Annotated in this window: 34 protein-coding genes; 14 read left to right on the forward strand and 20 right to left on the reverse strand. The window is 61.6% G+C overall.

All coding sequences use genetic code 11. The features are described from left to right. The first annotated feature begins 98 nt into the window (after positions 1-98). The 4 genes from H4V99_RS15410 to H4V99_RS15425 all read left to right on the forward strand — a co-directional run bounded on the left by H4V99_RS15410 (position 99) and on the right by H4V99_RS15425 (position 3,545). The gene (locus H4V99_RS15410) at positions 99-326 is read left to right on the forward strand and encodes a hypothetical protein (RefSeq protein WP_280679772.1); all 228 of its coding nucleotides are present in this window, start codon (positions 99-101) and stop codon (positions 324-326) included. 142 nt (positions 327-468) lie between these two features. Next, the gene (locus H4V99_RS15415) at positions 469-999 is read left to right on the forward strand and encodes a hypothetical protein (protein WP_280679773.1); all 531 of its coding nucleotides are present in this window, start codon (positions 469-471) and stop codon (positions 997-999) included. Between the two features lie 3 nt (positions 1,000-1,002). Next, entirely contained in the window at positions 1,003-1,809 is an 807-nt protein-coding gene (locus tag H4V99_RS15420; RefSeq protein WP_280679775.1) for a hypothetical protein, read from the forward strand. Positions 1,810-2,273: 464 nt separating this feature from the next. Then, a complete protein-coding gene (locus tag H4V99_RS15425) occupies positions 2,274-3,545 on the forward strand; it encodes a DUF4143 domain-containing protein (protein WP_280679776.1) in 1,272 nt (423 codons plus the stop codon). A gap of 106 nt (positions 3,546-3,651) precedes the next feature. On the opposite strand, the gene H4V99_RS15430 is transcribed toward H4V99_RS15425, so the two are convergent. Together H4V99_RS15430 and H4V99_RS15435 are read right to left on the reverse strand one after the other, a co-directional pair. After that, a complete protein-coding gene (locus H4V99_RS15430) occupies positions 3,652-3,912 on the reverse strand; it encodes a Txe/YoeB family addiction module toxin (RefSeq protein ID WP_280678384.1) in 261 nt (86 codons plus the stop codon). Beyond that, positions 3,909-4,160, reverse strand: coding sequence for a type II toxin-antitoxin system prevent-host-death family antitoxin (locus H4V99_RS15435; protein ID WP_280678385.1), 252 nt, complete (start codon positions 4,158-4,160; stop codon positions 3,909-3,911). The genes H4V99_RS15430 and H4V99_RS15435 overlap by 4 nt, the downstream gene beginning before the upstream one ends. 902 nt (positions 4,161-5,062) lie before the next feature. On the opposite strand from H4V99_RS15435, the gene H4V99_RS15440 reads away from it, so the two are divergent. Both H4V99_RS15440 and H4V99_RS15445 read left to right on the forward strand, forming a co-directional pair. Continuing rightward, positions 5,063-5,542 carry a hypothetical protein gene (locus H4V99_RS15440; RefSeq protein ID WP_280679778.1) on the forward strand — a complete coding sequence of 160 codons (480 nt, stop codon included), beginning with the start codon at positions 5,063-5,065 and terminating at the stop codon, positions 5,540-5,542. Between the two features lie 125 nt (positions 5,543-5,667). Next, entirely contained in the window at positions 5,668-6,561 is an 894-nt protein-coding gene (locus tag H4V99_RS15445) for an alpha/beta hydrolase (RefSeq protein ID WP_280679780.1), read from the forward strand. A 150-nt stretch (positions 6,562-6,711) separates the two neighbouring features. Here the strand turns inward: H4V99_RS15445 and H4V99_RS15450 are convergent, their stop codons facing one another. Further along, positions 6,712-7,113: an NUDIX hydrolase gene (locus H4V99_RS15450; RefSeq protein ID WP_280679782.1), complete on the reverse strand. Its 402-nt coding sequence runs from the start codon at positions 7,111-7,113 to the stop codon at positions 6,712-6,714. 292 nt (positions 7,114-7,405) lie between these two features. On the opposite strand from H4V99_RS15450, the gene H4V99_RS15455 reads away from it, so the two are divergent. Together H4V99_RS15455 and H4V99_RS15460 are read left to right on the forward strand one after the other, a co-directional pair. Then, the gene (locus tag H4V99_RS15455; protein WP_280679783.1) at positions 7,406-7,669 is read left to right on the forward strand and encodes an AAA family ATPase; all 264 of its coding nucleotides are present in this window, start codon (positions 7,406-7,408) and stop codon (positions 7,667-7,669) included. Between the two features lie 91 nt (positions 7,670-7,760). Further along, on the forward strand, positions 7,761-8,228 hold the full coding sequence (locus tag H4V99_RS15460) for a DUF2087 domain-containing protein (protein ID WP_280679785.1): 468 nt from the start codon (positions 7,761-7,763) through the stop codon (positions 8,226-8,228). A gap of 36 nt (positions 8,229-8,264) precedes the next feature. Here H4V99_RS15460 and H4V99_RS15465 read toward each other — a convergent pair whose 3' ends face one another. After that, positions 8,265-8,738, reverse strand: coding sequence for a cytidine deaminase (locus H4V99_RS15465; RefSeq protein ID WP_280679787.1), 474 nt, complete (start codon positions 8,736-8,738; stop codon positions 8,265-8,267). A gap of 208 nt (positions 8,739-8,946) precedes the next feature. On the opposite strand from H4V99_RS15465, the gene H4V99_RS15470 reads away from it, so the two are divergent. Both H4V99_RS15470 and H4V99_RS15475 read left to right on the forward strand, forming a co-directional pair. Further along, entirely contained in the window at positions 8,947-9,528 is a 582-nt protein-coding gene (locus H4V99_RS15470) for a recombinase family protein (protein WP_280679789.1), read from the forward strand. Between the two features lie 268 nt (positions 9,529-9,796). Beyond that, positions 9,797-10,237, forward strand: a complete 441-nt coding sequence (locus H4V99_RS15475; protein ID WP_280679791.1) for a hypothetical protein — start codon at positions 9,797-9,799, stop codon at positions 10,235-10,237. 76 nt (positions 10,238-10,313) lie between these two features. Here the strand turns inward: H4V99_RS15475 and H4V99_RS15480 are convergent, their stop codons facing one another. The 3 genes from H4V99_RS15480 to H4V99_RS15490 all read right to left on the reverse strand — a co-directional run bounded on the left by H4V99_RS15480 (position 10,314) and on the right by H4V99_RS15490 (position 11,969). Then, positions 10,314-10,871 (reverse strand): GNAT family N-acetyltransferase, encoded by a 558-nt coding sequence (locus tag H4V99_RS15480; protein ID WP_280679793.1) that lies wholly within the window; start codon positions 10,869-10,871, stop codon positions 10,314-10,316. Between the two features lie 71 nt (positions 10,872-10,942). Then, positions 10,943-11,392 carry a cytidine deaminase gene (locus H4V99_RS15485; protein WP_280679795.1) on the reverse strand — a complete coding sequence of 150 codons (450 nt, stop codon included), beginning with the start codon at positions 11,390-11,392 and terminating at the stop codon, positions 10,943-10,945. Between the two features lie 70 nt (positions 11,393-11,462). Next, positions 11,463-11,969 carry a GNAT family N-acetyltransferase gene (locus tag H4V99_RS15490; RefSeq protein ID WP_280679797.1) on the reverse strand — a complete coding sequence of 169 codons (507 nt, stop codon included), beginning with the start codon at positions 11,967-11,969 and terminating at the stop codon, positions 11,463-11,465. A gap of 175 nt (positions 11,970-12,144) precedes the next feature. Between H4V99_RS15490 and H4V99_RS15495 the strand changes: the two genes are divergently transcribed. Next, positions 12,145-12,792, forward strand: coding sequence for a GNAT family protein (locus H4V99_RS15495; protein WP_280679799.1), 648 nt, complete (start codon positions 12,145-12,147; stop codon positions 12,790-12,792). Positions 12,793-12,824: 32 nt separating this feature from the next. Here the strand turns inward: H4V99_RS15495 and H4V99_RS15500 are convergent, their stop codons facing one another. Then, on the reverse strand, positions 12,825-13,217 hold the full coding sequence (locus H4V99_RS15500) for a VOC family protein (RefSeq protein WP_280679801.1): 393 nt from the start codon (positions 13,215-13,217) through the stop codon (positions 12,825-12,827). Between the two features lie 239 nt (positions 13,218-13,456). Between H4V99_RS15500 and H4V99_RS15505 the strand changes: the two genes are divergently transcribed. Further along, positions 13,457-14,053: a GNAT family protein gene (locus H4V99_RS15505; RefSeq protein ID WP_280679803.1), complete on the forward strand. Its 597-nt coding sequence runs from the start codon at positions 13,457-13,459 to the stop codon at positions 14,051-14,053. 285 nt (positions 14,054-14,338) lie between these two features. Here H4V99_RS15505 and H4V99_RS15510 read toward each other — a convergent pair whose 3' ends face one another. The 5 genes from H4V99_RS15510 to H4V99_RS15530 form a co-directional block, all read right to left on the reverse strand. Then, positions 14,339-14,596 (reverse strand): hypothetical protein, encoded by a 258-nt coding sequence (locus H4V99_RS15510; RefSeq protein ID WP_280679805.1) that lies wholly within the window; start codon positions 14,594-14,596, stop codon positions 14,339-14,341. A 184-nt stretch (positions 14,597-14,780) separates the two neighbouring features. Beyond that, positions 14,781-15,200 carry a hypothetical protein gene (locus H4V99_RS15515; RefSeq protein ID WP_280679807.1) on the reverse strand — a complete coding sequence of 140 codons (420 nt, stop codon included), beginning with the start codon at positions 15,198-15,200 and terminating at the stop codon, positions 14,781-14,783. Positions 15,201-15,399: 199 nt separating this feature from the next. Next, positions 15,400-15,945 (reverse strand): DUF6578 domain-containing protein, encoded by a 546-nt coding sequence (locus H4V99_RS15520; RefSeq protein ID WP_280679809.1) that lies wholly within the window; start codon positions 15,943-15,945, stop codon positions 15,400-15,402. A gap of 127 nt (positions 15,946-16,072) precedes the next feature. After that, complete coding sequence (locus H4V99_RS15525; protein WP_280679810.1) at positions 16,073-16,495, reverse strand: hypothetical protein; 423 nt, start codon at positions 16,493-16,495, stop codon at positions 16,073-16,075. Between the two features lie 614 nt (positions 16,496-17,109). Next, entirely contained in the window at positions 17,110-17,907 is a 798-nt protein-coding gene (locus tag H4V99_RS15530; protein ID WP_280679811.1) for a LysM domain-containing protein, read from the reverse strand. Between the two features lie 164 nt (positions 17,908-18,071). Between H4V99_RS15530 and H4V99_RS15535 the strand changes: the two genes are divergently transcribed. Beyond that, a complete protein-coding gene (locus H4V99_RS15535) occupies positions 18,072-18,578 on the forward strand; it encodes a hypothetical protein (RefSeq protein ID WP_280679813.1) in 507 nt (168 codons plus the stop codon). Positions 18,579-18,603: 25 nt separating this feature from the next. Here H4V99_RS15535 and H4V99_RS15540 read toward each other — a convergent pair whose 3' ends face one another. The 5 genes from H4V99_RS15540 to H4V99_RS15560 form a co-directional block, all read right to left on the reverse strand. Further along, entirely contained in the window at positions 18,604-19,134 is a 531-nt protein-coding gene (locus H4V99_RS15540; RefSeq protein ID WP_280679815.1) for a GNAT family N-acetyltransferase, read from the reverse strand. Positions 19,135-19,156: 22 nt separating this feature from the next. Then, complete coding sequence (locus H4V99_RS15545) at positions 19,157-20,413, reverse strand: MFS transporter (protein WP_280679817.1); 1,257 nt, start codon at positions 20,411-20,413, stop codon at positions 19,157-19,159. A 158-nt stretch (positions 20,414-20,571) separates the two neighbouring features. Next, positions 20,572-21,081 (reverse strand): helix-turn-helix transcriptional regulator, encoded by a 510-nt coding sequence (locus H4V99_RS15550; RefSeq protein WP_280679819.1) that lies wholly within the window; start codon positions 21,079-21,081, stop codon positions 20,572-20,574. Between the two features lie 149 nt (positions 21,082-21,230). Then, a complete protein-coding gene (locus tag H4V99_RS15555; protein WP_280679821.1) occupies positions 21,231-22,136 on the reverse strand; it encodes an alpha/beta hydrolase in 906 nt (301 codons plus the stop codon). A gap of 150 nt (positions 22,137-22,286) precedes the next feature. After that, positions 22,287-23,768: a S8 family serine peptidase gene (locus H4V99_RS15560; protein WP_280679823.1), complete on the reverse strand. Its 1,482-nt coding sequence runs from the start codon at positions 23,766-23,768 to the stop codon at positions 22,287-22,289. 339 nt (positions 23,769-24,107) lie between these two features. Between H4V99_RS15560 and H4V99_RS15565 the strand changes: the two genes are divergently transcribed. Beyond that, positions 24,108-24,569: a DUF3817 domain-containing protein gene (locus tag H4V99_RS15565; protein WP_280679825.1), complete on the forward strand. Its 462-nt coding sequence runs from the start codon at positions 24,108-24,110 to the stop codon at positions 24,567-24,569. Between the two features lie 33 nt (positions 24,570-24,602). On the opposite strand, the gene H4V99_RS15570 is transcribed toward H4V99_RS15565, so the two are convergent. Together H4V99_RS15570 and H4V99_RS15575 are read right to left on the reverse strand one after the other, a co-directional pair. Continuing rightward, the gene (locus tag H4V99_RS15570; RefSeq protein WP_280679826.1) at positions 24,603-25,346 is read right to left on the reverse strand and encodes a phosphonatase-like hydrolase; all 744 of its coding nucleotides are present in this window, start codon (positions 25,344-25,346) and stop codon (positions 24,603-24,605) included. A 251-nt stretch (positions 25,347-25,597) separates the two neighbouring features. Beyond that, the gene (locus H4V99_RS15575) at positions 25,598-26,527 is read right to left on the reverse strand and encodes an aldo/keto reductase (RefSeq protein WP_280679827.1); all 930 of its coding nucleotides are present in this window, start codon (positions 26,525-26,527) and stop codon (positions 25,598-25,600) included. Positions 26,528-26,532 lie beyond the last annotated feature (5 nt).

Genomic DNA, 26,532 nt, shown 5'->3' on the forward strand with positions numbered 1-26,532 from the left:
GGACCGGCCCGCTTGATTATGAGCGGCCGTAAGTTATCCGAGATTCATAGTGAGAGCGCGTCGACACTTCTTCTCTGAGCCCGAAAGACGGAACGCACATGGCGATCAGCCTCACCGATCTCGAACTCTCGACCCTCGACATCCGCATCACCCCTGTCGACCCCAATGACGACTGGGTCGTCACGGACGGCGGTTCGGCTATCCGTTGCGACACAGAGGGTATGAGCGAAGAGCTCGCAACAGTTCCTGTAGAGCACCGATCGGCACAGACGTTGGAGGTCCTTCGGGCCTACCAAGCGGATGCACGTGCCGCCCGATCGAGATGACCCGAACTCTGCTTCGTATTCTCAAATCAGCAACAGCTGCCTGCTACCAGACACGGTAAACGATCCCACCACGAGTTCGTTCGTCAAGTCGCTTCCGTTACAAACTGTTCGTCGGCCAATTCGATCTGAGGAAGATCACATCATGATTGATATTACAAGCGCCGTATTCGGCGTTATTGGAATCGTTGTTTTCTCCGTCTGGTTTTTACTGACGATCGCTTTTCAGAAAAATAATCAGCTCAGCCGGCTAACTAAACGGTTTGACCGGTTCACACTTGTACCAAAATGGTCATTTTTTACGCCAGATCCCGGTGCGACGAACTATCACTTTGTTTATCGCAGTCGTAACGATGAAACGAGCGTCAGCCCATGGTTGGAATTGAATTTGTCCCCGAGAGGACCTCTCTTTCCCCTGTGGAACCCGCGGAAACGCTACCGAGAGGGCATGATCGAATTGTTTCAGCTGCTGGCGCTTTCCAGTATCACCACCTCTGTAGAGCGGCTTCAGTTCACCGCGCCGTACATAATCTTGCTTGACGTTGCGCGCAAGCGACTCGGAGGTTCATTGTCGTCGCAGGCGTTCTACCAGTTTGCTTTGGTTGAAACACGCGGTCCAAGCGGAGCTTCTGTACCACTCGTTCTTTTTTATTCGCTGACCCACCCGGTGGCATAAACCATGTTGACAATCGAAAGTGCCGCACGGATTACCGCCGTCATCGTGGGAATAGGCATCCTTCAAGGTTCTTTGCAATTGCTTTTCAGTTTGAAAGAATTCGGCTCGAGCGGGCTGTTTGACTGGAATAGCAGACAGATCCTCGCTAAGTCACACGGTGCGTCACGTGGATGGATGGTCGGGCGCAGTGGCTCAATGTGGCTACGTATTGTTGTGATTGCTCGAATCGTCAGCACCATAGCGCTCATCATTCCGTTTCAAAGCAACCTGCTCTACGCCAGTTACGCAACGATCATTTTGCTATCAAGCCTCTTCCTGGCTTATCAAATTCGCTACGGCAAAGATGGCTCCAATCAAATATCGGTCATCATCCTTGCGGGCTTGGCGTTCACCTTCCTGCTCCCAACGTCGAGTGCCTTTCAGGCTGTGGGTTTGTATTTCATCGCGGCGCAGGCTTTGTTTGCATATTTCGCGGCTGGAATATCGAAGCTATCCAACGCACAGTGGCGTCAAGGATCAGCGATGCAAAGCATTCTCAACACAGCTACGTACGGACACCCCACGGCGTCAACCGTACTTCGTAGACGACCGTGGATTGGCGGCTTCGTCGGATGGTCAGTTATCGTCGTGGAAATCATTTTTCCCGTCGCTGCTGTGGCTCCCCCGGGCTTACTGATAGGGCTGCTTATTATCGGGGCTATGCTCCATCTCGGCACATCCGTGCTGATTGGCCTCGACACGTTCTTTTGGGCCTTCACCGCCACATTTCCGTCGATCATCTTCGTGCACGGGGTTCTCGTCGGCAGATAGAACAGCAGTGAAGTGTGAGGGCATTTCACGGCTTTTCTCGGTGAATAGATTCTGCTAGGTGAACGACTCACCCCGTAGTGGTTTTCGATCAAATCGTTCGTGGTGAAGATGATGTAGGCCGCAGGTCGCGCCTTCCGTGTTCTCCGTTCTGAGACCAGCCGGCCGAATCACAGAGCGGACCGCGAACGAAACAGAGTTAGGGCCACAGCACCCGGCGGCCGAGGTGGCCGACGTTGTCTCGCAGAGGAACGGCGGATTCAACCGGTCGTTGCAACGACCAGTTGAATTCGCCGAACCCTCTGCAGGACGATCGAGCGCGAGCCGGTCCGCAGAGGTGATGGACAATGACCGCTCGCAATGGTGGAACGGTACCGCTCAAGATAGTGGACTAGCTACACTCAAAATGGTATCTTGAATACGCTCAAAATGGTGTACTAGATGCGAGGAGCGGGAGGTTCATCACGATGGACGGCTACAAGCGACGGATCATCGATGACGCAATCGACGAGCTCGTCCCTTCGTTCGCTGCAATCTCCATCGATGGGGCTCGCGCAATCGGAAAGACCTCCACTGGGAGGCAGCGAGCGAAGACAATTCTCGACTTGGACCTCCCCGAAGTACGAGAGTTAGTGCAAGCGGATCCCAAGTATTTGAGCAGAGCACACACCCCCGTCCTTATCGATGAATGGCAACATGTTCCCGAGGTGTGGGATCGTGTTCGCCGCCTCGTCGACAGTGATTCGACCGGAGAACGATTCATCTTGGCCGGCAGTGCTGCACCCGTTGGCACCCACCTCCACTCCGGCGCCGGCCGCATCATCAGATTCCGGATGCGACCTCTCTCCATCGCGGAGCGCGGCCTAGCGACGCCCACCGTCCGCCTCCGCGATCTGCTCAGCGCAGACAAACCGAACATCCAAGGCTCCAGCGACGTCGATCTGCGTGACTACGTCCGCGAAATAGTCGCCTCGGGATTTCCGCAGCCTCGGCAGATGAGCGATCGCGCCCGCGGAGTTTGGCTGGACGACTACATCGAGCGAGTCATCACCCATGACTTCACCGACCAGGGACACCGCATTCGCCGGCCTGAGCTGCTGCGAGGTTGGTTGCGGGGTTACGCCTCGGCAACGGCCTCGGCAACCACGTTCGCGAAGATCGGTGCCAGTCTCGACCCAGGTGAACCAACAGGACCGACGAAGAAGACCTCGATCGCCTACCGGGACGTTCTCAGCAGCCTGTACTTGCTCGACCAAGTCGACGCCTGGTCGCCCAGCCAGAAGCTCCTATCGCGAGCTGCCCTGTCGCCGAAGCATTTTCTCGCCGATCCGGCACTCGCCGCGCGCCTGCTGGGCCTCAACGAGGTCAAACTGATGTCCGCCGCCCAACCTGCGATCAACAACGGGGACCGCACTCGCCTCAGTGACTTCTTCGAAGCCCTCGTCGCTCTCAGCCTCCAGACCTATGCACAGGCGAATGACGCGCAGGTGTCGCACTTCCGCGACCATGATGGGCGGCACGAGATTGACTTCATCGTGCACCGAGGAGACGCAGAAGCTGTCGGTGTTGAAGTGAAGCTCAAGTCCTCGATCACCGACCACGACGTGCGGCACCTGATCTGGTTGAAAGAATCGCTCCCCGACCAAATCGTCGACCTCGTCGTCATCAACACCGGCGCCCACGCCTATCGTCGACAGGATGGCGTCGCGGTCATCCCCCTCGCGTTGCTCACCGTCTGAGGCACGCCCTGGCGGGAGCCGGAACTGGTGCAGTGGCTCGTGGCACGATACTGATGAGGACCGCCCGAAAGGCGAACGTCCTGCGGCAACTGAGCTGGACGTCGGGTTAGTAGTGTTCGCGGGCTTGCAGGATGACGATGTGATCGTCCGTGACGTAATAGACCAGGCGGTTCGTATCGTCGATGCGGCGGGACCAGGCGCCGGAGAGGATGTGCTTGAGGGCTTCGGGTTTGCCGATACCGGCGAACGGATCGCGCAGTGCGTCGGTAATCAGCTGGTTGATTCGCTTGAGAGTTTTACGGTCCTGAGTTTGCCAGTCGATGCAGTCCTCCCACCCATTTGGGTCGAAGGCGATCTTTCGCGTCACGCGTCGAGGAGGTCGTGTTGCTCGAACTCGCCGCGTCGGGCCCGCTCGATCGCCGTGAGCAATCGCTCGGCACTGGCGGGGCTCCGTAGGAGGTAGGCCGTCTCGGTCATCGCGTCGTAGTCCTCTTTCGACAGGATGACCGCGTTTCCGTGCCGGGATACGACCTCGACAGCGATGTGGTCGTCATTGACCTGTTGGATAAGCCCAAATAGGCTCTTGCGTGCTTCCGTCGCGGTGATCGCCGACATGATTGCCTCCCTGAGTGGTACTTGATAGCGTACCACTGCAGGATGCGGCGAGGGAAGCGCTCCGCTCCCGACAGGGGAACCGTCAGCCGGACGTCGGGTAAACGACGTTCGCCCGCGTTCGAGGAGCGAATTGATTCTCAAAGTCGCGCTCATTCGGCAACCAGACGTCGTGCCAGAGGGCATCGTGGTTTCGGCCCATCCCTGCGTCCCGATTTATCCCTCGTTGAGCCGACGTCTCCAGATCGACGTCACACCAGATCGCTAGATCAATCGAAGGAAGCGCGTCAGGGTGGAACAGACCAATCAGATCTACGACCAAGATTTCTGCGTAGGGAAGCCGTTCGGGCACACCAAGTTTTCTGCTGCTCCAGTCGTAGCGTCGGAATATGCTCGGCCGACCATCTCGTACCGGTGCAAGAACTTCCGAGACGAGCCGTAGCCGCTCGACACCGTCCCAGTCAGCGGATCGTTTGTGAGATCGCGTGGGGTCGAGAAAATCGTCTCCACGTATTCTCACCGCACCCGGGAGTCGAGCAACAAGTTGACGAGTGAGGGTGGATTTCCCGGAACCGCCGTATCCGGATACTCCAACCACAACCGGTCGCGCGGCTTCTTGACGTCGCGTCTCGATTCGCTGAATTAGTTCGGGCAGTTCCACAGCTCGATCGTACAAGGCCGTATCGCACGGACGGACAAGCACGCGACTCAGTCCCGACTCAGTCGCTGCCCGTAAGCCGGACGATCAACGAGACCGAATCGGGTGAAGCCAACCCTGCCGACGTCTGCGCGGAGGTGCCCGTAAGTCGAACGGTGAGCGGAACAGGTGAACGTCGCTTTGGCGGGCCACAGGGTGGCTCGCACGCTGCGTCGCAGTGGAACAGCGAAGGACCTAGGCTGCCAGCATGACGGATAGCGATAAGCGGGGTCGATACGTACCGATGCAGCGAGGATCGGTGGGTAGTGAGCGCGCTCAGCGTCTACCGTTCGACATTTCCCGCCTGTCAGTGACCGGTCTGGTCATTATTTGCGAACTCGGTGATCCGGTTCTAGAAAACGTAAGGCCAACTATGACCATGACGATGACCCAGTATTTGCGCCTATCTGACGAATCGATGATTCGGCTCGATATGGATCGTGGGGTGGCCTCGTCCAAGTATGGGCACGTCCGGCCTGTCTCTTGGAAACGCCCAGCGGCCGACGTGATCGCAGAAGTTCTCATCCTGGTGCGGGGGGATGATGCTGCGAAACCCGATTCGTTTCCGTGGGAAGCATATGCGGAGGCCGCCCAGCTGAGGGGAATCGCGGTTGACGCCGAGGCACTGCGCGATCTTCCGCACACAGTGCTGCTGTCGGATGAGCTCGCCACGATCTACGAATTCTGACCGACGCCGGACATCACTGCGACAGTTCTCGGGGTCCTGAAACCTGACGTCCCGCAAGCCGGACGCTGTGCGGGCGGCTCCTGCGGAAGACCGGGGCGAACAGGTCGGTGGGCGAGAATATGCGTATGAGCTTTACGTCCTTCGGTCGCATCACGACACCCGTCTTAGACATCGCATACGAGTTTTCAGGCGATCCCGGCGGAACAACGATCATTCTCTTACATGGGTTCCCATACGACGTTCGAGCTTTTGACGAGGTCGCGCCGCTCCTCGCCGACCAAGACGCATTCGTACTCGCGCCCTACCTTCGCGGCTTTGGTCCCACTCGTTTCCTCGATGACACAACGATCCGCTCAGGACAACAAGGCGCCCTCGGGCAGGACCTCATCGACTTCATGGATGGGCTCAACATCGAGAAAGCGGTCGTTGCGGGTTACGACTGGGGCGGCCGGGCCGCATGCATCGCAGCAGCACTGGAACCTGGACGCGTCTCCGGGCTCGTCTCGGTGGGTGGCTACAACATGCAAAATCTCGCGTCTGCCGGCGAGCCTGTAGACCCGGAGTGGGAGCGAACCTACTGGTATCAGTATTACTTTCAGTCGGAGCGAGGGCGCCGCGGACTGGACCGAAACCGTGACGAGCTGTGCGAGTTGCTGTGGCGCATTTGGTCACCGACGTGGCGTGGCGCATCCCAGGCGTTTCCCGCAAGCGCTCCGAGCCTTCACAACCCCGATTTCGTTGACGTCGTCATTCACTCTTACCGCCACCGGTATGGACTCGTCGAGGGCGACCCTCAGTACCAGGGATTCGAAGACCTGATCGCGCAAGAGCCACAGATCACAGTTCCAACGGTCGTGCTCGAAGCTGGGGACGACGGCGTCGGCGGCACCAACGTATGCGAGGACCGGGAGCATTTCACCGGCCGTTATGACCAAAGAGTCCTCCCAAGTATAGGACACAACGTTCCTCAGGAGAATCCGCAAGCGTTCGCCGACGCCGTGCTGAGCCTGCTCACCTGAGCATTGTCTACTCGTCTTCAACGCGGCCGCGTGCGAGGCCCGCAAGACGGACGGCCAATGGACGGGTTTTCAGGTGCTCACCAGAGCGCGGTCGAGGCCCTATTTCGACAGGCAGGGCCGCCCGCAAGGGGAACACCTACCGAACAGGAATCAGCTCAGCACCTGCTTGAAGAGCGCAGGGTAGTCACCATCAGCCAGGTCCAGAGATACTGCCTCGTCCAAACTGAACCAACCGAAGGCATCGTGTTCATCCGGCGCGGCATTGATGATGTCACCGTCCCACTCCTCAACCCTCCAGACCTCCAGGAAGAGGCCAGCTTCTTGACGCGTAAATAACGCGTTTCCGCTAGGTGGAGCGATCTCCACGCTCAACTCTTCTCGAAGCTCACGCACAAGAGCTTGGCGACCATTCTCGTCAGGTTCGAGATGACCTCCCGGGAGGTCCCAAACATTGGGATACCAGGCCTTCGACGGTGATCGATGCACGAGAAACACCCGCCCTGCGCTTACGAGCAATCCGCACGACACATGATGCGTGAGGTGTTCATCCATGAGATGAGCCTACGGACAGCCCACCAGCTGGGGTGACAGGACCCACGCTCGGGTGCCGAACCCCCAAATGGGTAGGGCGACATAGGATCCTCGGCATGACCCGTGTCGTCTTCATGTGTGGCCCAGCCGGTTCAGGCAAGTCCACGGTTGCACGCGAGCTTGAGTCTGGCGGCATGGCGCGGCTGACTTTGACGAGGAAGCCTGGCGGCGGGGTATTTAATCCCAACCTCTGGTCGAGGTGGTCCGGCTCGAGATCGAAAGCCACCTGCGCCAGAGACTTCGTGACCTTGTGATGAAACAGACCGATGTGGTGCTGGACTACTCCTTCTGGTCCCGACGCATGCGCGAGGACTACCGCGCCATCCTCCGGCCGCTGGGAGTCGAGCCGGAGACGATCTATCTGGCCACTCCGCGAAAGGTGGTCCTGGCTCGTGTCCGCGCGCGGGCGGGGCAGGAGCCCAATGACGTCCAGCTACCCGATGAGCTGGCGGCCGCCTACTTCGATCACTTTGAGGTTCCCACCCCTGAGGAGGGCCCCTTGACCGTGGTCGCATAGGCTCGGCGCGCCACCCGGATGCCAGTGGGGAACGGCATCCGGACGCTCCCGCTGATTTGTGCCGGGTGAGGCCGGGCAATACGATTCGCGCATGACGAATGAATGGCGCCGGATCATTGCAGCACTCGCTAATCCTGACCGCCGAGCTGTTTGGGCTGCCGCGGTCCTCGTCACCTCTGCAGACTTGTCTGACGCCAAACGGGCAAAGGCCGTCAACGCGCTGCGGGATGCTGGCCTCCTCGATCAAGAGGGGAACGCCGTCACCGTCGTGTTCAATGAACTGTTGGCGATTGAACCGGAGGTGCGTCGTGAAGGCATCGATCGCTTCATTCGGAATGGGCGAATCGAGCACTACCCCGCGAAACCGTCACTTCGCCACGAACTGCTTGAGTGGGTCGCCGGGGCACTCCCGGCCGGATACAAGATGACCGAACGCGAGCTTGGCGACCGCCTCGCGCTGGTTGCCGACGATGTCGTGACTCTTCGCCGGTACCTCGTCGATGCCGAAACTCTCGTGCGCACGCCAGACGGCGCGGTGTACGAAGTCCGGCAGCGCTAACTACGGAAGCCGAACGTCATTCAATACCGCTCGATGTCAGCGAAAACGCTCTTCGTCGAACTGCTGAGTGCCGCCCTCCATGGTCCATGCTGCGGCGAACGGCATCAGGGCCTCAATGGTGGCGACGCGAACGCCCTCCATGGTGGGAAGAAGCACCCTGATGCCTGGGTAGTAATCAAAAAGAACCTGCCTGTCACGCCCGCACGGGCCGACAACACCGCGCCCGTGATTGCCAACAGCGACAATTGTCGTGATGTCTCGCGCGCCCTGTGCACGCGCCACGCCCAGTGCAATTAGTTCGGCGCACGGACCGCCGGTGAAGTGGAAAAGATTTACCCCGGCGAACATGCGGCCGTCGGCGTCTCGAACCGCCGAGCCCATCGTGTGTGCACCATCTTCATCGGGCCCGGCATCCGTGTTCGCGTCGATGACCTCCCTTGCGAGCTCAACGAGCTCAACGAGCTCAAGGTCTTCGGCCGTCGGCACTGCAAGTTCAGCGTTTAGGAGCATGAGGGTAATCCTAGGGATCGAAACGGATCCAACTCTTGGCCTGCCTGCCTGCCTGCCCGCAAGACGGACCATCAGCGGACGCGAAATTAGGTCCTCAAAGAGGGGCCAATTGTCGGGGCTTGCAGCCTAGGAAGGGTGCCCGGTTGGGGGCGACCGCTTGCGGGATTGTTCTTGACCCTTCGACCGGCCGAGGTGCACCGTTCGAACTATGAATGAATTTCTGATCGGATACGCACGCGTGTCCACGAACGAGCAAGATCTCACCGCCCAACAAAACGCCCTGGAAGCCCTCGGCGTTAGATCGAACCTGATCTACACCGACCACGGACTCACCGGCACCAACCGAGCACGCCCCGGCCTCCGCGAAGCACTCGCCGCCTGCCGGAACGGCGACACCCTCGTCGTCGCCAAACTCGACCGACTTGCCCGCTCTCTCCGGGATGCGAAAGACATCATCGACGAACTCACCGTCAAAGGCGTCAAACTCAGCATCGGCGGATCCGTCCACGACCCGACCGACCCGGTCGGGCGCCTGCTGTTCAACGTCCTCGCGATGGTGGCAGAGTTCGAATCCGACCTCATCCGCGCCCGAACACGCGAAGGGATGCAAGTGGCCAAAGCAAAAGGCCACCTCCGCGGCAAACAGCCGAAGCTGTCGCCGGCGCAACAACGTCACCTGATGGAAGTGCACCTCGCGGGGACGCATTCCACGAGCGAGCTCGCTGAATTGTTCAACGTCGCCCGCTCCACCCTCTACCGCACCGTCCAACGGCAGACGGTCGACCGCTGAAACATACTCGCGCTCCCGTTGCCGAGCCAAGCAAGTCAGCAACGGGACAGCCGACCCCAGGGGCGGCAGCAGTCATTTCCAGGGTCGAGCCGTGTCACAGCGGAACGTCTCCCGGTACCGTGGCCTCATGGGAATAAGGCGGATGCAGACCGGACCAACGCTGAACCCGGACGAGTTCTGGGAGCGGATAGAGACCATGGATGTCCAGTTGCGTGGATCTTTCGCGCAGCGACCGTGCTTTGGACTCGATTGTTGGACGGGACCGCGCATGATCGCCGAATGGGCCCTGGGCGATAGTACGTTCCGCAGCGTCCAATACGGCCAAGCCGGTGAGCCGAGGCAAGTGGTGGTGGCAACCTCCGAGGACGACATTGAAGATCCGGTTCAGCACATCATTTGGAACCTGCCATCGGAGGAACCCTTCGAGGAACGCATGAATCGGTTGCGGACCGCTCAACTTCCCGTCGTGTCCGAGCGAATCGAAGTATCGGTCTCAGGGCAGCACGTCACTTTTGATGTCCGCAGTGTGGACGATTATCTTGTGGCCGATGCCACTGTGGATGGGCAGCACATCGTGCTGCGCACTCACGGTATCGGTTTAGAAGAGCTGAATATCGCACCCATCGAAGACATCGAGCCCTACCTCGAAGGTCGCAACGCACTGATCAGACAAGCGCGCGCCGAACAGGGAATCATCGACCCCAAGTAGCTAGCTAGACGACACCAGGAGAACGCCAGAACCTGATCGTTTCTGTGCCCGTAAGCCGAACCCCTTACGGGCGATCTCACCTCATGACCAGCGAATAGATGAACATGTCGCGGTACACGCCAGAAACTTGCTGCCAGGCATGCAGGAGGCCCTCGCGTTGGAAACCTACCTTCTCGGCGGCTCGCCAGGAGCCCTCGTTCCACGGTTCTACATACAGCTCTAGTCTGTGGAGGTTCGGCAGGGCCAGAGCCCAGGTGACCAAGGTGAGGAGAGCGTCCGCCGCGTATCCACGTTGTCGCGCCGAGGGTCGAATCCAATAACCGACACTCGCCCGCCCGTAATCCTCGTCGCGCAGCCAGAGTCCGATCTGGCCGACCGCGCGATCATTCTCGTCAGCGATTGCGAACGAGTACCCGGCACGAACCTGCAGACGTTGGTGTTGGCGCTCGATGAAAGCCAGAGCAGCATCAACACTGTTGTCGGACGGGACACTGGTGATGAGTGGAATCAGAGGATCACCGGATGCCTCCTGAATCATCGGCGCATCGTTGGGCTGAAACGAGCGCAGTACGACGGTTCGGCCCATCAGTAGCGGGAGGACCAACTCGTTACCCCTATCGGGATCGATATCCATCAACCAACCTTGCCACGGCGAGCTATCTGCTCGCAGGGTGGCCAGCCGTCCGTTGGCGGACGACCATCGCGTTAACCAGCAATCGGGCTGGCTAACCGGTCAGCAGCCGCTTTCTCCTCGGCGAGCCAATCGAAACCCAATGGCAGCAGATCGCCGATTGCGACGTTTCGAACCCCCAGTGGCGTGGGGACAAGTACTCGAATGTTGGGGTGGTAATCAGCAAGGACTTGGCGATCACGGCCACATGGAGACTTCACGCCGCGCCCACTGTCGCCCACGGCCACAATTGCCGTCAGCTCGCGCGCTCCAGAGGTTCGGGCTGTTCCCAGCGCGACAAGTTCAGCGCAGGGGCCACCCGTGAAGTGATAAACATTGACGCCAACGTGGATGCGTCCCGCGGCATCCCGAACAGCAGCTCCGACCGTGTGCACCCCACCTTCAACGTCCGCGTTGGCATCAATGGCCTCCTCCGCTCGCGCGATGAGTTCCAAGTCGTCCTCGGTGAGCTGTCGCATATCCATACTGTTCAGCGTATTGCGGAATACACGCTCTGCCTCCTAAACGAATCGCACCGGAAATGTCGGCGGCCACTCAGCTCACAAGTCGCTGCATGACGACGCGGGGCCATTTGCCCAAGCCGTTCGTCGCTTCCACCGACATTTTTTGGTGCAGTCCCCGCCCCCAGCGCTCTGAAGCGATGACGCCGAAGCCGAGGCGAGTGTAGTACGGAGCGTTCCATGGGACATCGCGAAACGTGGTCAACGTCAGCGCGTCCAATTTGCGTTCCGTAGCACGCTCATTTGCGACATCAAGAAGTCGCGCACCAATGCCCCTGCGCGCAACGCTCGGATGCACCGTTACTTGCTCGACATGCATGGCTCCATCCAGAGGCTCGACAAGCAGGTAGGCGATTACGAAACGGTCGTCAGAAACCGTCACCCACGCCTCACCCTCGTTCAAGAAGGACTCGAACACTGCTGCACTTATCGGCTCATCTTCCGCGACGCTCTCCATGCCAACCGTGCGAAACGTTTGCCCTGCTGCGCGCTCAATCTCCTGGATCCTGAAGAGATCGTTGACAGTCGCTAATCGATGCATGCCCTCATACTGACACCCAACGAGATCCTGACACCCAACGAGATCGGAGGGACGAAGCGGGAGCACCCACAAGACGAACCTCATGTGGGGGATCGCCGTAGCGGACGCGACAAGGACGGTTGCTTCTCGACTCCGGACAGAGACAGGTAAATTTCCTCCATGGCATGCTTATACGGTGCTTAGCGACTTCTGGCCCCTGCTTCGTCTACGGCTGACGACACCGCGACTGGAGCTTCGGCTCCCGACCGAGGAAGAGCTAGCGGCCCTTGCCGAGGTCGCGGCTGACGGTGTACATAGCCCTGGTGAGCGGCCCTACCTGACGCCGTGGACGGAAGTGTCACCACGACAGCGTGCCGTCCACGTCGTGCAGCAACATTGGAGCCGACGGGGAAATTGGACCATCGACGCCTGGACTCTGGAACTTGGCCTTTTCTACGAGGCGCGTCCTGTGGGAATGGTCGCCCTCCGTGGACGAGATTTCCCCGTCCTACGCGAGGTTAAGACCGAGTCCTGGATCGGGGTGAATCACCACCGCCAAGGCTTGGGTACCGAGGCACGCAGCGCACTACTCCATCTGGCATTCGAAGAGTTGGGGGCCGCCAGCGCTCTGACGGAAATCTTCCAAGACAACGCAGGCTCGCAAGGGGTCTCCCGCAAACTTGGCTACCGCCATGACGGCATATCCCGGGATGTTCGCGAAGGGCAAGTGGTCGTTTCCGACCGTCTACGTCTGGACCGAGACGATTGGCAGGGAACAGCGCACCCGCACGTAACCGTCAACGGCATCGGCATCGGCCCCTGCTTGCCGCTCTTTGGCCTCTGACCCCGTTCGTCATTAGCCCAACGCTTAGTGGGTTACGGAGCGCCCACTACCTCAACTTTGAAGCCAGCTTCGTTTTCGAGGTAAACGGCGTAGTGGTCGGAGCCCCCTGCGTGCGGGTAACGATCCGCGTACAGGGAACTCCAGCCGTGGCCTGATGCTTGCCCGGCCAAGTGGTCGATGTCAGCCGGGGCGCCTCCGTGAAGCGCGACGTGGTTCAACCCGGGGAGCCTCCGGTCATGTGTGTCACCGGAGAGGGCCGGCGGTCGTGTGGTCACGAGGTAGACGTCGCCGCATCGCCAAGAGGTGCCGTTGTCCCACTCCTGATCGATCGACCATCCGAGCTGCGCGAGAAGCCAGCCCCAAGATTTTCGAGCGCTGTCGAGGTCAGCGACCCAAATCTCAATGTGATGTAACCCAAGTGCCATGTGGCCATCATTCCACGGGTGGTGCGGATCCTGACTCAATAAGGGGACGGCCAACGGACGGGTTTTCAGGTGCTCACCAGAGCGCGGTCGAGGCCCTATTTCGACAGGCAGGGCTGCCCGCAAGCGGAACCTGTTCGGACATCAAAAGGCGTGGGTCTCAGCGATGTCCACAGAGGCAATAGATCGGTGGCGTACTGGGTCATACACGGATAGCGGCCATGGTCGTGCATGATGGGCGAATGGCCCATGAAGGATTCTTTACCGATAAGTCCACTCTCGTGGGAGAGTGCGTTGTCTTGCGCTCGTTCGAGGCCGGAGATATTGACGCCATGGGCACCATCCTTGCCGACCCCGAAGTGCTCACTCTTACGGGAAGCGTTCACACCACAGCCGAAGCGCACGGTCGTGAGGCCATCCTCGACTCGGCAACGCGCCAGTGGTATGAAACGAGAGCCGAGCAACCCGATCGTCTGGATTTCGCGATCATCGAGCAGGCGTCGGCGGCTTGCGTAGGTGAAGTGGTGCTGAATGAACTCAGCCCGGAGAATGACAGCTGCAACTTTCGCATTCTCATCGGTCCTGCGGGGCGTGACCGCGGGCTCGGTACCGAGGCTACGCGGCTGATCATCGGGCATGCGTTTCGAACCACGACACTGCACCGCATCGAGCTTGAGGTCTTCGCTTTCAATCCCCGTGCCCAGCACGTGTATGAACGCAGTGGTTTCGCACTCGAGGGCAGGCGGCGCGATGCGCACAGATTCGACGGCCAGTACGTCGACGCCCTCACGATGTCGATCATCAGGTCTGGGCGCCTCGACGCAGACGGTCTCAAGTAGAAGTCCCGCATGCAAGGCAGCTCGGGCCACAAAGCGCCCGCAAGTCGGACGATCAGCGGGTCGGATTCGAGACCACTTTCAGAACTCGAAACGAGGGTGCTTCTCGACTTCGAGGGGTGCCCGTAAGCGGAACGGCGGATTCAACCGCTTACGGGACGCTCGACACGGTGCACCAGTCGGCGTCCGGCGTCTCTGTAGCTCAGCAAAATCAGGCCATAGAGAGTCTCTGCCACCAGCACGGTGCCCCTTCCTGAAGCCTCATCGGTCCAGTAGCTGTCGAATCACTCACGAACTGCGTTGAGGGCCGTAGCGCTCCGCCATCTTCTCGGAGAGCAGCTGGGCTGCTTGCGCCGCGGTGAGTGCCAGGCTCTCGCTTTCTTTAACGCCGAGTTCGCTGAGCGCACGAACGAGATACAGCGGTAATGGCTCCTTCTGGGTCACCGTTTCGGGTGCCCCGCGGTCTGGCAACTTCTTGTCACGAACACAGGCCCAAAACGTTTCAGCGTCAACGGCGAGCTGGGTTCGAAGGATATGGGTCCACATCCCGGCAGAGTACGTCGACCTGTCGACGGGCCTAGAGATTCGAGTGCGGAGGATCTGCCCGTCCCAGAGCGCCAACTCATAGGTGCGGTGATGCCTGACCGGCTGTCCTGACGCACCGCGTACAAGCTGCCACTTCTCCGCCACGCAGAAATCATCGTGGTCCTCGCGAGTCGCGGCCGGGTACCTACTCACCGCCGCGCTCAAGCCATTCGAGGAGCTGCTCGTCGGTTGAAAGGTTAATGAGCTGCACAAGGGCCCAGTTGCCGGAGTGATTCGGAGCATGCTCCAGCCGGTCGTCCCAGTCTTCGGCGTACTCTCGAAGCGACAGGGCGAGGTCGGCGAGTGCGCCGTCAACGTCGGTACCCTCAGACACGAAGGGGCGGCCATCCATCAGCGCAATAGTGCGGTCATCTTCCCGAGTAACGCGAATGCGCGGCGATACAGTTGTAGAGAAGTATGCACGGAGCCGATCCAACGGCATGACCGCAGAGAGCTGACCATCGCGCTGCACGGTGACGGTTCGCCCGCGCGCGGTCGCATCGAACACTTCCTTGAGATGCGAGCGCGCGTCCGTGAAGGACCTGTAATCGGCGACGAGTGGCATTTCAACCTTCCTGCGCAGGTGAACCCTCGCTTATAAACGTACACTGAGTACGTCATGTACATGATATCTCGGTGTCAACTCGAACGGCTACCTCCAGCACGAACTCACCGCAACTGCACACCCGTCTATACCGACCCAATGGCTACACAAGTGCCCGTGACCCGAACCCCAACCGAGACACGAGAAAACGCCGTAACGCCTACTTGCGCAGGCGGACTATCCAGCCGACGACCTTTCCGTGGTGACCACGCGACTGGCGAAAGCTCAGCACGCTGTGCTGCATAGCGCCCCCTGTTTCCGGAACCCGAACACCGCGTTCCTCTGGATCCTTCGACGGGTGGTATCGCACCGAGATCTGATCAATTCGGGCAACGCGACCGGACAGCTGCGTCCGATCCGACCGGTCGGAAGGATCGCGGACGGCGTCGGCATAGGTGTCGAGCTGCAAGGAGACCGCGCGGCGGCCGGCGAACAGGCGGGAAACCCAGTCTTGGTTCATCGGCACCAGCGACCAGTCGACGTGTTGGTCAAGTGCAACGTCCAAACCATCCTCGGCAACCTGCCATTCGGTGAACCACACGTCAGTATCGCCGGATTCCTGGCTCGGGACGATGTCCTCTGGCTCGACCTCCTCCGCGTCCACCCGATCGATTGAGTCGTAGGTGCCGTAGCGTACCCGAACATCGGTAGCGCGCTTGCCCTCTTTATTCGAAACAGGCGTTAGCTGGCTTCCAAGATCCTTCATCGCACCAGACTAGGAACCCGCTTGCCGCATTGCAATCTGCCGGGCCATCCACTCACAAACTTCAGAACATGTCAGGAAAAGCGTGCCCGCAAACGGAACGACGACCGACACATGGAATCAACAGGCCCTACCCGCCTGCCATTACGCCAATCACCAATGAAACAGAGATGAGAGCGCTGGCGACATAACCAAGGCGAAGCCACGTCGCCGAGTTCGTCTGAGCGACGATTGTGGTCCCGAGGACGGTGGCGATCGTGGCGAATGGCGCTGTCACAGCCAGCCCGTACCGGAGACTTCCGTTCGGGTCGAACGGTATGAGCACCACCCACGCCGTGATCCCTAACAGCATCAGTAGCGCCAGTGCGATCAGCGGTGCGGCAATCCGCGGAATCGACGCCCGTCGCTGAATACCGATCCCGATCCCACCGACGATCCCGCCGACAACAACCCCCATGACGATACCGAGCCACCCCGATGCCGGTGCTCTACCTTCCAGTGACCAGCCGATAGCGGATGCGATATAGAGCGCCGCCAATAAGCCACCGGTCACTGCGGCGGATGCCGATCCCGCAGCGAACCATAAAGCATGCGCACGACCAGTTGTTGAAGTCCTTGAGTCGGTGCGTGTTCTCACCACATTCCTCGCCTTCAGGGCCGGTTCACGTTCTCCCATTGCCTCCATGATGGCACTTCGCTGCGGACCACATCGTGAAGACGCGCACGGACCCAACGCTGCCTGCCTGCCCGAAAGCCGGACGGCCCCCGGACGCATCGCCGCCCTCGTTGAGATCTAGCTCGCTGCTGTTGGGAGGATCGCCGTTTAGGTGTCCCGACATTAAGCCCGATGAGGGGGCGGCGGTTTCTATTGGTCGACGCAACAGTTGGACGTTTTTTGGCCGTTGTGGGCCGTGCCCGCGCGGCGGTTCCGCACCTGATCGGGGGGACCGTGCAGGTCTCACGCCGTGCGCCGAGGCAACGCGGTCAACGAATGAAGAGGAAGATGACGAGGCACATGATCGTTGCGAAGAGGGGGAAAGCCAGTTGACTAGCATCACGAACGCACTCCGGCCGCGTGAGCTATCCGTTGCCAGCGCACTGCCCAGCAACCAGTGAAGCGGATCGAGGGTGAGTCAGTTCTGCGGCAACTCATGCCGCAAGCTGCGTTCAGGCCCAGGGCGGCGGGACCGAGGCGCCGCCGCGCAGGGCGACGGTGAGGTTGAGATCGTCGCCAGCCTGAAGCTGGCGGCTGGTGAGCGGGTTGAGAAAGCGGAGGTCGTCGAGGGTAACGCCGAAGCGGTCGGCGATGTCGTTGAGAGTGTCTCCGGCGACCGCCCGGTAGGAGACGGGGGAACCATCGGACACGGCGGTGGTGCCGCCAGCGCCGAACCGGGCACCGGTATCGACGGCGAGCAGCTCCGGGCGGGTGTCCGGCACGTCCCAGGTGATCGTGCCGACCGCCCGGGGAGTAAGCACGCAGCCGTCAGGATCGGCAGTACTCGGGGTGTTCGCGGTGATGACAGCGGTCAGAAAATAACTGGGGTCGCCCCGAGAGAAGTCCCTGTCGCCCAGGCTCAGCCCGGGCTGATCTGGGTCCGTGGAGAGGTTGCCGAACGAGAAACTGTACATGTCGGCCAGGCAGGTCGTGGTCTCCGACCAGGGACTGAAGAACAGTTGCAACCCTCCGGGAATATCCGAGTGGAAGCCCCTCAGCGCGACATCGAACCCGCCGCCTCCTGCCGTGACCACGACGGTTCCGGACACAGCGTCGTCCCCCGAGGTCGACGTGAGTTCGGCCGTGCCGATGACACCGTCGGGGATGACGACGGCGATGGCGGGCCGGACCGGCGCATCCGTTTGGACCGCCGTTTCGGCCGGCTGAGCCTCGATCGTCGGGGGCGAGCAGGCCACCAGTGCGACCATCAGCGCAATGATCCCCAGAACGGATGTCATCAGTCGTGGCATCAGGTCCCCTCCCGGCCGAGTCCAGTATGGCAGTTGTTTGTTACTGCAAGCCGTTCTCGGGAACGACGTTGACGACCGATGCTAGGCAACGAGGCGGCGGTACAAAGGCACGTCCCCGAGGGTCCGCTCTTGACAGCATCGCGCGGCACTGACTCACTAGGTCTATGAACAGGGATGCGATGCTCAACGGTGTGGCAGAGCTCGCGCGCGCGGCGATTCTCGGGAACCTGCTCTCAGAGGTCGACTCGCTTGCCGCGGGGATCGAGCGCTCCGGCTGGGTCCGCGGCGCGGAAGGCGGTCGTTGGCTCTGCCCGGATGACCAGGCCTGGAACCTGTGGTCGGCGGATCACGCCGCCGACTGGGTCACCTGGCACGGCGGCGAGGCCACCGTGTCCATCAACGTGCAACCGGCTCAGCAGCCGGGCCGTGTCCGCGTGCCTGCGCACTTACAGTTCGCGATCGAGCGAATCGACACGCCCTCCGAAGGCCTTCCCCGCGACGACGAGCGGGCACTCCGCGTCGCACGAACGGGGTCCCCCGTGGCCCGCTGGTACCTCGCAGGTGAGGACGACCTCCCTGACGACATTGTTGAACTGCTTCGCCACGACGAGGACCCAGCCGTGTCCGCTGCGGTGGACGCGCGTTTCTTAAAGCCGGGGCCTCTCGGCTAAGTCCGACGGTATCGATCTCAGGTTCCTACACCCCCTCTGCAGCCGTTCGTTTTTCCCACACCGATTCGCCATCCACGACTCCCGCCGTGAGCACCAGACCGAGGTGACGAGCCACCCGAGCTGAAGCGTGATGCTCGGGATGGATCAGAGCGCGCACAACGTGCACGTGCTTCTCACGGAGCGAGGTAAGGACGGCCGTGGCTGCCTCGGTCGCAGCGCCACAATGCTGCGCCGACGGGGTAATCAGCCACGCCATATTTGCAGTCAGCGTCTCACCGTCGACCGTCAGGGTGGCCTGCATGTAACCGATCACGTTCTGGGTGGCCTTCGTGCGAATGATCCAATTCAGCCATCGCGCCGTGCCATCGGGAGAATGTCCAACCGCTTGCCGAATGTACCGAGTTCGCAGAGCGCCTTCACTCGGTGGCTCGCCGCCGATGAAAGTGTAGAGCTCTCGCGGCGCGAGCACAGCGACCATTTCTGTCGCGTGATCCACGCAGAGCGGCTCGAGAATGAATCGGTCGGTGTCAAGCGGATGCCCGGTGGGCCAGATCATGAGGTTGACCGTGGCATGAACATTAGAGCACCTCGAGTGCTCGTTCTGACTCGGCGTCGTGCTCAGAGTTGTCGTCTTTCCAGCCGAGTAGCGCGCTCACGACCAGGAGACAGAGTGTCGCTGCCGCCATGCTTAGGATGGCCGGGACCAAGCCGGCGGCCTGGATCAGCACGCCGGCCAACGCACTGCCAGCGGCACCACCGAGGTTGTGGCTGGTGTTCACCCAGGTTGTGGCAGAATTCTGGCGATGTTGGCCGCCAGCGCTGTGCGCAGCGACATAGGCGACGATCATCACGGGAGAAAAGAACAAACCCGCCACGACGAGGACCGAACTTACCGCCACCGCACCGGTGGCAAACGCTAAGAGCGATGAACTGACCAGGAGTGCTCCGGCGAGAACCACCAGTTGTCGGGCCGGCGAGCCGGGGACTCGCAGCGCTCCATACAACAACCCCCCGAGGGCACTCCCTCCCGCGAAGAGGCCCAGCGCGATGCCCGCGGCGGTTGAACCACCATATTCGGCAAGGGCCACCGGGACCGCCACGGTGAGAGTTCCGGAGATGGCTCCCACCACCAGCGCCGGGAGCAGCAACCCAACGAAACGCCCTTCGAAGATGAGCGGCTTAATCTTCTTCGGTTCGTGCCCCGGCTCGGTCGTGGCACGGGTGCGCGGTGTCATCGAACCCACCGTTGGTGTGGCAACAAAGAGCAGCCCACCAATGATCACTAGCGCCGCGGGGACGAGCAGGGCCGGCCCCGGCGCAATGAAGGCCAGCCCCAAACCGGCGATGGCGGGCCCCATCAGATAAAGAAGTTCCTCGACGACCGCGTCAAAACTCAAACCCTTTTTGAGTAGCGCCGCGTTCGGGGTGATCGTTCCCCACGCCACACGCATGGTCGGCCCGAGTGGTGGGGCGACCGCACCCGCAGTGGCGGCCAGGACCAGAAGGAGCCCACCGGTCCCGCCGAGCCACGATGTCATCGCCAGTGCGCTCAGCGCGCCACCGAAGAGCAGCACCAAGACGGTGAGAACCCGACGCGCGCCGAGGTGGTCAATCAACCACGCGCGCACGGGAGCGAGAAAACTCGCTGTGGCCCCGTAGAGCGCAAGACTCACACCAGCCACAGCGATGGAACCGGTCGCGTCGGTGACAGCGTAAAAAAGCGGAAGCAAGACGAGGGCGTAGGCGGCCCGTCCGATGATCGCGGTGGTGAAGGTCGGACGCACCTGTGGCAGCGCGAGCAGGTCGACGTACCGCGCGGTCACTGAGTTCGACATAAGAAAGGGCTCCAACACCAGCGCGACGACCGCTCAATCACGGCAGAGACGCATGACGGCAGCCTAGCGGGGCGCAACGGCCTGAGGGGTGCATCCGGTCAGGTGGGCCCGGATCACGTCGCCGTGATTGAGGAGGCCTGCAGGTCTGTTGGCTGGTATCAGAACCCTTTTCGCCGCATTCCTGCCGGGTCAGGTGAGGGACGCGACAGCGGGTATTTGAGATCCAGCCGCGGATCGATTGCCAGCTGCCAGAGAAAACTGAGCAGATACCTGCCGCCAGCCCAGTAGGCCGGGATAATCAACCACCCGAGCCACGGCAGAGCATCCGTGAAAACGAGCGCGATCGTGGCGAAAGTCACCAAAATACCCATGCCCTGGTACAGGAAAGAGAAGCTGCGTGTCGTGGCGTCACGCCGTTCTTGCTGAGCGCTCCGGCGCGCATCCAGCCCGTCGACCGTCGCCTGAAATTCTTCGTCCTCCACCTTGGCGAACAGGTCACCCACCGGCACCCCAAGCGCGTTCGCGATCATGGAGAGCGTCTCCACGCCGGCATCTTTTCCCGCTTCCAGGCGCTGGATCGTTCGCGTCGCGACGCCACTCTCTTGCGCGAGGCGCTCCTGGGTCCATCCGCGGGCCTTACGCAGCGGGCCAATATATGACTGATTCATGTCTCTGACCCTAGGGAGAAACAACACCACGGGACAACGACATCCGCACGACAGCAACCCGACAGATGCCCGCCATGGGGTTGGGCGCGCACCCAATCCCTCGTGGCTTCAGCCTTCATCGACGCCCGTGAGCACAGCGGTCGGTACGATCACTCTGCATGGACGGCCTGCCGCACACGCTCCATGATGGTGGCGCGCGCATCTCGGCCCACGGCTGTCGGCAGCAGCGGATAAACGTGCACCTGACCGTCGATCTGGATGAACTCGACGTCGACACCGGCATCCGCTGCTTTCGCTGCGTAGAGCCGATCATCGGGGTTCAGAATGTCGCGGGTTCCGGAAAAGATCGTGATGGGCCCGAGGCCCTCCAGATTTCCGTTCAGGGGACTGACGGTGGGGTGATCAACGTGGAGGGCGCCTTTCCAGAGGTCGATAAAGACCTGTGTGCCCTTCGTGCCAAGCCAGGGATCGATGAGTTGAACGGTCGGGATGAACGGGTTCTTCATGGAGAGATCGACCGCGGGAGCGATGGCGATCGTACGAGGTAGCGTCAGGTCGTGACGTTCCCTCAGCTGGAGCACGGTCGATAAAACGATCTGCCCTCCGGCGGAGTCCCCCGCGAGCACGGTGGGCCCATACATTCGCTCGGCGTTGACGGTGGCGGCCGTGAAATTGTCCACAACGTGCTGCGCCGTTCCATACGGGACCAGTGGATAAATCATGACCTGCACGGTGGTGTGAGCCTCGGCGGCGATCTGGGCGCAGAGTTGCCAGTGTTGCGGCGCAATGTCGTTGACCCAGCCGCCGCCGTGGGCATAGATCACGGTGCCCCGTGCCGAACCATTGCGCGGCTTGACGGTGTAGACGGGCCATCCCGCATCATTGTGGGACGCCGAGATGCCAACGTCTCGTCTCAGCCGCCGAGGAGGCCCGAAGGCTGCGGGGCGCAGAGTGCGCTCGTGCAGCAAACGCCGAGCACCCTTCTCGGTGAGGAACCCAGCATTGGCTCGTGCCGCACGCAACAGGGGGGAGACAACTAGGTCGGGCACGATCATCTGTCAAGGCTCCCGGTTGTCATGAATTTCTGTTAGCCGTAATCGTAGACCTACCGATGCCCAGGTAACCGTGAAGTAGCGCAGCCGCACTGCGGCCCGCGCTACTTCACGGCGCTGCTTACGTGACGGCGCTGCTACGTCACCGCACTGCTACTCGACAGCACTGAGGGCGTTCACCAGACCCTCACCAAAGAAGCCGTTGTTGGCGGCACCACCCACGCACTGGGTCGAACCATCCGGACACGGCAGGTCGGACGCCTGAACTTCGAGGAGGTTAGCGAGTGCCTGACCCGACACGTTCGGGTGCGTGGACTTCAGCAGCGCAAGAACGCCGGCAGCGTGCGGGGACGCCATCGAGGTACCGGAATAGATGGCGTAGCCGCCACCGGTGACCGTGGACAGAATGGCCGAACCCGGGGCGGCCACATCAATGACGTTCTCGCCATAGTTGGAGAAGCCCGACTTGGCGTTGGCCTGCGTGGTTGACGACACGGTTACCACGCCCTCAAGCTCGGCGGGAATGTCGGCACAACCAGTATCGATGGGTCGAAGTGCCGGGGTGGTGTCGTTCGGGCTCGAGGCATCCGTTGTCTTGTTGGCCAGGTCGATGTTCGAGTTACCGGCTGCCGCCACGTTGACAACGCCATTGTTCTGCGAGAACTGCACGGCACGATTAACGGCGGTCTTCACCGCAGCCTGATCGGCATCGGTGTCGCACCAGAACATCCACGGGTCGATGTAATAGCTGTTGTTGGTGACGTCCGCGCCGATGGAGGTGGCGTACATGAAACCGCAGATGGCGGCCTCCGGATAGATGAAGCCACTGTCGTTCACGACCTTGACCGAGGCGAGGCGCACGTTCGGGGCGACTCCCACGATGCCCACGCCGTTACGAGCCGCGGCAATGGTTCCGGCCACGTGCGTACCGTGGGCGCTGGTGGTGGGCTGCCACGCGGCGTAATCCGTTTGGGCCACACCGGTGTTGCACCCGGCCGAGACGCTGGTGTCAATGTTGGCCGCGAGGTCAGGGTGGTCGCCCTGAATGCCGGAGTCGAGCACGGCCACGAGCACACTGCGGTCACCGTCAGTGATCTGGTGAGCGGCATCGGCGCCGATCAGTGACATGTCCCATTGCTGGCTTTCCGACGGATCCGGAACGACCTGCACGGCCGCCTCAACCCCCTGGTCCTTAGTCTGAGCGGCGCTGCGACGCTCAGCGGTTCCGGGGAGGGCGGGCTCGCCCAGATAGGTGGGGTCGGTGACGCCGACCGGAGCGGTGCGGGTGGCTCCCACCGACTCGACGGCTTTGTCACCGCGCAGAGACTGCGCGAAGACCGTGTTGTCGGACTGCGCAATGACCACACCAATCTCGGCGTAGGAATTGACCACGACACCTCCGGCCGCGGCGACGGCGCGCTCAACCTTCTGCGTCTGGCCCGCGTTGGCCTTGGTCACGTTGATGGCGTAGTTCATCAGGGCGCCATGCACGATCGGGGCCGCAGGGGCCGGTTTCGGTGCCGCGTTGGCAATGCCGGGCACCATGACCGTGGCGCTCAGGGCAACGGTCAGGGCGATTCCCGCTGTCAGGCCGCGGGTGTGGGTGGAACGTGATCGGGTAGTCGGACTAAACATCCTGCTCCTCATCTACAACGGCCTCGAATAAGACCGTCGTCGGCCCCGCGCCCACGTCCGAACGGCGAAGGTGGGCAACGTCATCGGGCAGAGTAGCGGCGCGGTGTCAGCGATCGGGGGCTGTCCCACACCGTTCAGATGCAGTTGGCGACCCTGATCGCTCATGGCCAACTCATCTTCAACGCTAAGGAATTGCATGGCCTGTTGATAGTCGGCACTTAGGTGGACACGGCGCTGAACACACTGCGAACATCCGTCCCCGGTGCGGGCACTCGCTCAGCGGAACCTGCGACGATGGGGTGTCCACCCCACCAGCCTCATTTCTGGAGTGTTATCGTCGTGTCTCCCCGCCTACTCTTTCGTTCCGTCGCCATCGCCGAAGCCATTACCTGGGCGCTCCTGATCACCGGCATGCTGATGAAGTACGTCTTTGATGCCGGCGAGGTGGGCGTGCAGGTGGGTGGGTTCGTGCACGGCCTCGTGTTCATCGCCTTCGGCATGACGGCGGTGCTTCTGGCCGTGAACCAGCACTGGAGTGCCCGACTCACGGCCCTCGCCGTGATCACCGCCATTGTGCCCTTTGGAACCATCCCGCTGGACCGGGGGCTGGAGAAACGCGGCCTGCTCGATGGCGGCTGGCGCCGCACGCGCACCGACGATCCGCGGGACCACACCCGAGTGAGCGCGCTGCTGCGCTGGATGCTCGTGCGGCCCGCCCTCTTCACCACCGTTCTTCTGCTCGGCCTGGTGGCGATCATGACCGCCCTGCTCCGCGTCGGGCCTCCCGGCGGCGGAAGCTGAGGCATCCGCTTACCCGCACGGGATGTGGGGCCGCTAGAGGAGAACCTCTGAGAGCCCAATGAGGTCGCCCAGGTCGGCGATGCTGTCGATTACGGCATCGGCGCCCGCTTCTTCGAGCGTGTCGGCGTCGTGGGCACCGCTGAGAACCCCCACGACGAGGCCCGCGCCGGCGTTGACGCCCGAAATGATGTCGCTCGCCGTGTCGCCCACGACCACCATGGCACCCACGTTTGTGGCACCCGTGCGCAGCAGGGCCATTAACGGCAGGTCGGGGAACGGACGACCGCGGCCGGCATCCGTGGGTGACAAAGCGGCGTCAATGAGGTCTCTCCAGCCGAGTTCGCTGATGATGGCCTGTTGAGTGGCGCTAGAGAAACCGGTGATGAGGGCCACCTTCACGCCGGCGGAACGCAGGTCGCGGAACAGGTTTTCCACTCCAGGGATTCCGGCGATGCCGCCCTCCTGTAGAAGCTCCAGATAGGTACTTTCGAACACGGCATTGGCATGCTCGGCGGCGTCCTCATCGTGGGCGAGGGCGCGGAAGACCTCCATTTTGGACCGCCCCATGGTCTCGCGCACGTAGTCGATGGCCTCCGCGAGCGACTCATCGGTGGTGGCGATTCCCACATCGCGCACGGCCAGAATAAAGGCCCGTTCCACGAGGCCGTCGTCCTGAACGGTGGTTCCAGCCATGTCAAAAACGACGAGTTCAACGTCGAGCGGCTCGAGATCCTCGGAATCGTACTCGGTGACAACAGTTTCACGGATGGTGATCACGGTGCGCCTTTCGATAAGGGTCGGCAGCTGAGAGGATAGCCGCTTCGCCCCCGCTCGGATACAGCCTCCGGCGATTTCGCACCACCCCGAATGGCCGCTCCCAGCCTCGGTGGCGCCGTTCGCACGTTCCCGTGGTTCGGGAGGGTGCGATTGGCGCGAGGCGGCGCTCGGGGGCGCGGCCCGCGGCATCCGCTGGCGCACATCGCACCGTCCCGGCGAACGGGAGGGTGTGATGTGCGCCGGCAACCGGTTTACGGCAGAACGTGACCGGCTGCGGTGAACAGGCGGTACCACTCCGGGCGGGTGAGGGGCACGTCGGAGCCGGCCGCGGCATCCGCGAGGTGGTCCAGGTTCGTGGTACCGAGAACCACCTGAATGTTGGCCGGGTGACGGGTGATCCAGGCGACGGCAATCGCCGCAGGCGCCACGGAATATTGGGCGGCAAGCTCGTCGATGACATCGTTCAGGGCCGCATATGTTTCGCGGTCGCCGAGGAAGACCCCGTCGAAGAACCCCTTCTGGAACGGCGACCATGCCTGCAGGGTGATGCCGTTCAGGCGTGAGTAGTCGAGGATTCCGTTGCCACGATCGATGGACTGCTCGAGCCCGGCCATGTTGGCCGACATTCCCGCGGTGATCAGCGGCGCGTGCGTGAGGCTCAACTGCACCTGGTTCACCACAAGCGGCTGTGTGACGGAGGTCTTCAGCAGCTCGATCTGGCCGGGCGTGTGGTTGGAGACACCAAAGTTGCGCACCTTGCCCGAGCTCTGCAGCGCGTCGAACGCGGCCGCCACCTCGTGCGGTTCCACGAGGGCGTCGGGACGGTGCAAAAGCAGCAGGTCGAGGTAGTCGGTTTTCAGCGCCGCGAGCGACTCATCAACCGAACTCAGAATATGTTCGGTGGAGAAATCCCAGAATCCCGAGCGGATGCCCACCTTGGACTGAATCGTGACCGCCTCGCGTTCCGCCGCGGTGAACGTGACGGCGTCGCCGAAGCGCCGCTCGCATTCGTGGGTCGGGCTGCCGTAGATGTCGGCGTGGTCGAAGAAGTCGATTCCGGCGTCACGAGCGGCGCCCACGAGGGCACCAATCTCGCCATCGGTCATTGAGGAAATCCTCATCAGTCCCAGAATGATGCTGGACGTTTCGAGGTTCGTGTTCGGCAGAGTCTGCGATTTCATGGTTC

It is taken from the genome of Cryobacterium sp. CG_9.6 (genome assembly GCF_029893365.1).
Taxonomy (GTDB): domain Bacteria; phylum Actinomycetota; class Actinomycetes; order Actinomycetales; family Microbacteriaceae; genus Cryobacterium.